At 55.2% G+C, this 4,467-nt stretch carries 10 protein-coding genes; all 10 read left to right on the top strand.

The annotated features are described in order from the left end of the window. Nucleotides 1-47 precede the first annotated feature (47 nt). Complete coding sequence (gene rplX, locus B2T33_RS20285; RefSeq protein ID WP_008892185.1) at nucleotides 48-365, top strand: 50S ribosomal protein L24; 318 nt, start codon at nucleotides 48-50, stop codon at nucleotides 363-365. A gap of 11 nt (nucleotides 366-376) precedes the next feature. Continuing rightward, complete coding sequence (gene rplE / locus B2T33_RS20280; protein WP_008892186.1) at nucleotides 377-916, top strand: 50S ribosomal protein L5; 540 nt, start codon at nucleotides 377-379, stop codon at nucleotides 914-916. 13 nt (nucleotides 917-929) lie between these two features. After that, complete coding sequence (rpsN, locus tag B2T33_RS20275) at nucleotides 930-1,235, top strand: 30S ribosomal protein S14 (RefSeq protein ID WP_064780511.1); 306 nt, start codon at nucleotides 930-932, stop codon at nucleotides 1,233-1,235. A gap of 12 nt (nucleotides 1,236-1,247) precedes the next feature. Then, nucleotides 1,248-1,646: a 30S ribosomal protein S8 gene (rpsH, locus tag B2T33_RS20270; protein ID WP_008892188.1), complete on the top strand. Its 399-nt coding sequence runs from the start codon at nucleotides 1,248-1,250 to the stop codon at nucleotides 1,644-1,646. A gap of 12 nt (nucleotides 1,647-1,658) precedes the next feature. Next, on the top strand, nucleotides 1,659-2,192 hold the full coding sequence (gene rplF, locus B2T33_RS20265; protein ID WP_008892189.1) for a 50S ribosomal protein L6: 534 nt from the start codon (nucleotides 1,659-1,661) through the stop codon (nucleotides 2,190-2,192). An 11-nt stretch (nucleotides 2,193-2,203) separates the two neighbouring features. Continuing rightward, the gene (gene rplR / locus B2T33_RS20260) at nucleotides 2,204-2,557 is read left to right on the top strand and encodes a 50S ribosomal protein L18 (protein ID WP_008892190.1); all 354 of its coding nucleotides are present in this window, start codon (nucleotides 2,204-2,206) and stop codon (nucleotides 2,555-2,557) included. A gap of 11 nt (nucleotides 2,558-2,568) precedes the next feature. Further along, complete coding sequence (gene rpsE, locus B2T33_RS20255; RefSeq protein ID WP_008892191.1) at nucleotides 2,569-3,144, top strand: 30S ribosomal protein S5; 576 nt, start codon at nucleotides 2,569-2,571, stop codon at nucleotides 3,142-3,144. A 6-nt stretch (nucleotides 3,145-3,150) separates the two neighbouring features. Beyond that, nucleotides 3,151-3,345, top strand: a complete 195-nt coding sequence (gene rpmD, locus B2T33_RS20250; RefSeq protein WP_007091489.1) for a 50S ribosomal protein L30 — start codon at nucleotides 3,151-3,153, stop codon at nucleotides 3,343-3,345. Nucleotides 3,346-3,374: 29 nt separating this feature from the next. Then, nucleotides 3,375-3,860 (top strand): 50S ribosomal protein L15, encoded by a 486-nt coding sequence (gene rplO / locus B2T33_RS20245; RefSeq protein ID WP_286793078.1) that lies wholly within the window; start codon nucleotides 3,375-3,377, stop codon nucleotides 3,858-3,860. 80 nt (nucleotides 3,861-3,940) lie between these two features. Continuing rightward, the coding region (locus tag B2T33_RS20240; protein ID WP_414716652.1) for a preprotein translocase subunit SecY at nucleotides 3,941-4,467 on the top strand (527 nt) is incomplete at its 3' end.

Raw genomic sequence — 4,467 nt, 5'->3', positions numbered from 1 at the left:
GGCCGCGGCTTCATGAAGATCATTTCGCTCGCTCCGGAGGTGCTGTAATGGCTGCCAAGATTAAAAAGGGCGATCGCGTCGTTGTTCTGACGGGTAAAGACAAAGGGAAAACCGGCGAAGTTCTCGCCGCTTTCCCGACCGAGAACAAAGTTCTGGTTTCGGGCATTAACCTGGTGAAACGTCACCAGCGCCCGACCGGTGCTGATGCTGGTGGCATCGTCGAAAAGGAAGCAAAAATTGCTGTTTCCAACGTCGCGATTGTTGACCCGAAAGAAAACAAGCCGACCCGCGTCGGTTTCAAGACCCTCGATGATGGTCGCAAGGTTCGCGTAGCGAAGCTCAGCGGCGAAGTCATCGACAACTGAGGGACGGAAAAATGACGCGCCTGCGCGAACATTACAAAGAAGTGGTGCGTGACGCACTCCAGAAGGAGTTCTCCTACGAGAACACCATGGAGATTCCGCGCCTCGAGAAAATCGTGATCAACATGGGTGTCGGCGACGCCACCCAGGATCGTAAGAAGCTGGAAGGTGCTGCTGCGGATCTCGCTGCTATCACCGGTCAGAAGCCTGTCTTCACCAAGGCGAAAAAGTCCGTTGCGGCTTTCAAGCTGCGTGAAGGTATGAACATCGGTTGTAAAGTGACCTTGCGTCGCGACCGTATGTTTGAGTTCTTGGACCGCCTGGTCACCATCGCGCTGCCGCGCGTTCGTGACTTCCGCGGCCTGAACAAAAAATCTTTCGATGGTCGTGGCAACTTTGCCATGGGCTTGAAAGAACAGTTCGTCTTTCCTGAGGTAGAGTACGACAAAGTCGACTCTGTTCGCGGGATGGATATCATCATTTGTACCACGGCTAAGTCCGACGATGAAGCTCTCGCCCTTCTTAAGGGCTTTGATCTTCCGTTCGGAAACTAACGGAGGTTGGCCCATGGCCAAGAAAAGCGCTGTAGAGCGTGAACTCAAACGTGAACGCCTGGCAAAAAAATATTCTGCCAAGCGTGCCGCCCTTAAAGCGGTTATCGCAAATCGCGAGACGACCCCTGAGGATCGTATCGTTGCTGTGATGAAACTCGCCCAGCTGCCGCGTAACTCGGCTCGTATCCGTCAGCGTATTCGCTGCCAGATCACCGGTCGTCCGCGTGGTGTCTATCGCAAATTCCGCCTGTCCCGTATCGCGCTTCGTGAACTTGCTTCACGTGGTCAGATCCCGGGCATGGTGAAGTCGAGCTGGTAAGGAGGACATCACATGTCGATGACTGATCCAGTCGGTGATATGCTCACGCGTATCCGTAACGGCCAGCGCGTTGGTAAATCCAGCGTCGTTTCGCCGGCTTCGAAACTGCGTACCGGTGTGCTGGATGTTCTCCAGCGCGAAGGTTATATCCGCGGTTACAATGTTAATGAAATTCGCAAGGGCGTCAGCGAAATCACCATCGAACTCAAATATTTTGAGGGTGATGGCGTGATTAAGCAGATCGACCGCGTCTCGACCCCGGGTCGTCGTGTATATTCGAAGATCAAAGATCTTCCGAAGGTATATAACGGTCTGGGCATCGCAGTCCTGTCCACTCCGCGAGGGGTTCTATCGGATCAGGAGGCTCGCGAGCAGAATGTCGGCGGCGAAATCCTCTGCAAGGTATTCTAAGGAGGGCCAACGATGTCGCGAGTAGGAAAAAACCCGGTGGTCGTGCCTAACGGCGTTACCATCACCTTGACCGAAGAGCAGATCAGCGCAAAAGGCAAGCTCGGTGAGCTTAACCTGGCTTTGACCTCGGACGTATCCGTCACTCAGGAAGATAACCAGATCTTCGTGAAACCTAAAAACGATAGCAAGCGCGCACGTGCCCTTTGGGGTACCACCCGCGCCAATATCGCGAACCTCGTTACCGGGGTTTCGGAAGGGTTCACCAAGAAACTGGAAATCACCGGTGTTGGTTACCGTGCGCAGGTTCAGGGCAAAAACCTGGTTCTGCAGCTTGGCTTCTCACATGACGTTGAAATGGAGATCCCTGCGGGTCTTAACGTCGTTGCTGAAAAGCCGACCCTCGTCGCCATTTCTGGCGCAGATAAACAACTCGTTGGTCAGTTCGCTGCGAATGCACGCGGCTGGCGCGGTCCGGAGCCTTACAAAGGCAAGGGTGTCCGCTACGAAGGCGAGTATATCTTGCGCAAAGAAGGCAAGAAGAAGTAAGGACAGGCACGATGAAAAACGTGAGAAGCCTATTCGAACGCCGCAAGCGTCGCGTTCGTTTTGCGATCCGCCAGAAAGCGGCCGGTCGCCCGCGCCTCAGCGTGCACCGTTCGAACGCCCACATCTATGCTCAGATCATCGACGACGTCAAAGGCACCACCCTGGTGGCTGCCTCGACGATGGAGAAAGATCTGAAGGCGAAAGGCAGCAATGCCGACGCCGCTGCTCTGGTTGGCAAGGCAATTGCCGAGCGCGCAGTCAAAGCTGGTGTGAAAACGGTCGTTTTCGATCGTGGCGGGTATCTGTTCCATGGCCGGGTGAAAGCTCTGGCCGATGCCGCCCGTGAGGGCGGTCTGGACTTCTAAGGAGCACGACCATGGCACGTAACCAGAATCAACAGCAGCAGGCGCCGAAAGCCCGTGAAGAAAACGAACTCGTCGACAAGCTGGTTGGTATCAACCGCGTCGCGAAAGTCGTTAAGGGCGGCCGTCGCTTTGCTTTCTCCGCAATGGTAGTTGTCGGTGACCAGCGCGGTCGCGTCGGATACGGCACGGGTAAAGCCCGTGAAGTTCCGGAAGCGATCCGTAAGGCCACCGAAGCTGCTAAACGTAACATGATCCGCGTTCCGCTGCGTGAAGGCCGTACCCTTCACCATGATACGCAGGGCCATTTCGGCGCAGGCAAGGTTATCCTTCGCTCCGCTCCGGCTGGTACCGGTATCATCGCAGGCGGTGCGATGCGTGCGGTTTTCGAAACCATGGGCGTTCAGGACGTTGTGTCCAAATGCACCGGTTCGAACAACCCGCACAACGTGATCCGCGCAACCCTTGACGCTCTGGTCAACGGTGCTTCCCCGCGTCAGGTCGCTGCTAAGCGTGGCCTGAAAGTCGGTGACGTCGTTGCCCGTCGCGATAGCGGTTCGGCTGCTGCCGCCGTTCTCGAAAAGGAGTAATTCGATATGGCTGCTAAGAAAAAAGCGACCGTACGCGTTACCCAGACGGGTTCGCCGATCGGACGTCCGGCTGATCAGCGCCAGACCCTTGTTGGTCTTGGCCTGAACAAACTGCACCGGACTCGTGAGCTGGAAGATACTCCGGCTGTTCGCGGTATGATCGCAAAGGTCAAACACCTCGTCCGTGTGGACGAGGCTTGATTGACCCCAGATCGAAAAGGTGTTGAACGATGAAACTCAACGAACTCGCCGATAACCCGGGTGCCCGCAAGGCGCGCACCCGCGTCGGTCGCGGCATCGGTTCGGGCAAAGGCAAAACTTCTGGCGCAGGTCAGAAGGGTCAGAAGTCCCGTTCGGGTGTAGCCATCAATGGCTTCGAAGGTGGGCAGATGCCTATCTATCGCCGTCTTCCGAAACGCGGCTTCAAAAACCCGTTCAAGAAACAGTTCGGCGTTGTGAACCTTGGTACCCTTCAGACTGCTGTTGATAACGGCGTTCTTGAAGAAGGTGCAAATGTCACCGTCGCTGTTCTTGCGGAAAAAGGTCTGGCTCGTCCGCAGAAAGACGGTCTGCGTCTTCTTGCCAAAGGCGAACTGAAAGCGAAACTGAACATCGAAATCTCCGGTGCTTCCAAAGCAGCTGTTGAAGCTGTCGAGAAAGCTGGTGGTTCGGTCAAGGTTCTTGCTCCGGTCGCTGCTGCAGAATCCGTAGAATAAGCCTAAATTGACTTCGAGAGGGTCCGGTTCCAGTACACGGGACCGGACCCTCCAGTTTATGTGTATTGGGAGATGAGTGCATGGCATCGGCCGCCGAGCAGCTTGCCGCGAACCTGAATTGGTCCGCTTTTTCAAAGTCAACCGAGCTTAAAAAGCGTATCTGGTTCACTTTGGGCGCGCTTATTGTTTACCGTCTTGGAACCTATATTCCGGTTCCTGGTGTCGACCCGTCTATTCTTGCTGACATTTTCCGTCAGAATGCGGGTGGCGTTCTGGGCATGTTTGACATGTTCGCCGGTGGTGCGCTGGGTCGTATGACGATCTTCGCGCTGAATATCATGCCGTACATCTCGGCCTCGATTATTATTCAGTTGATGACGACTGTTTCGCCAACGCTTGAGCAACTCAAGAAGGAAGGCGAGCAGGGTCGTAAAAAGATTAATCAATATACCCGCTATCTGACGGTGCTGATTGCAACGGTGCAGGCATGGGGCATTGCTGTTGGTCTTGAAAGCATGACCGGTTCTTCCGGTGCTGCTGTTCCGGATCCGGGTATGTTCTTCCGCATTACCGCTGTGATCACCCTTGTTGGTGGCACCATGTTCCT

The organism is Thalassospira sp. UBA4513 (assembly GCF_002388495.1).
GTDB classification, from domain to species: Bacteria; Pseudomonadota; Alphaproteobacteria; order Rhodospirillales; family Thalassospiraceae; genus Thalassospira; species Thalassospira tepidiphila.
Note: the sequence above shows the minus strand (reverse complement) of the source record. Positions and strands in the feature narration are given on the sequence as shown.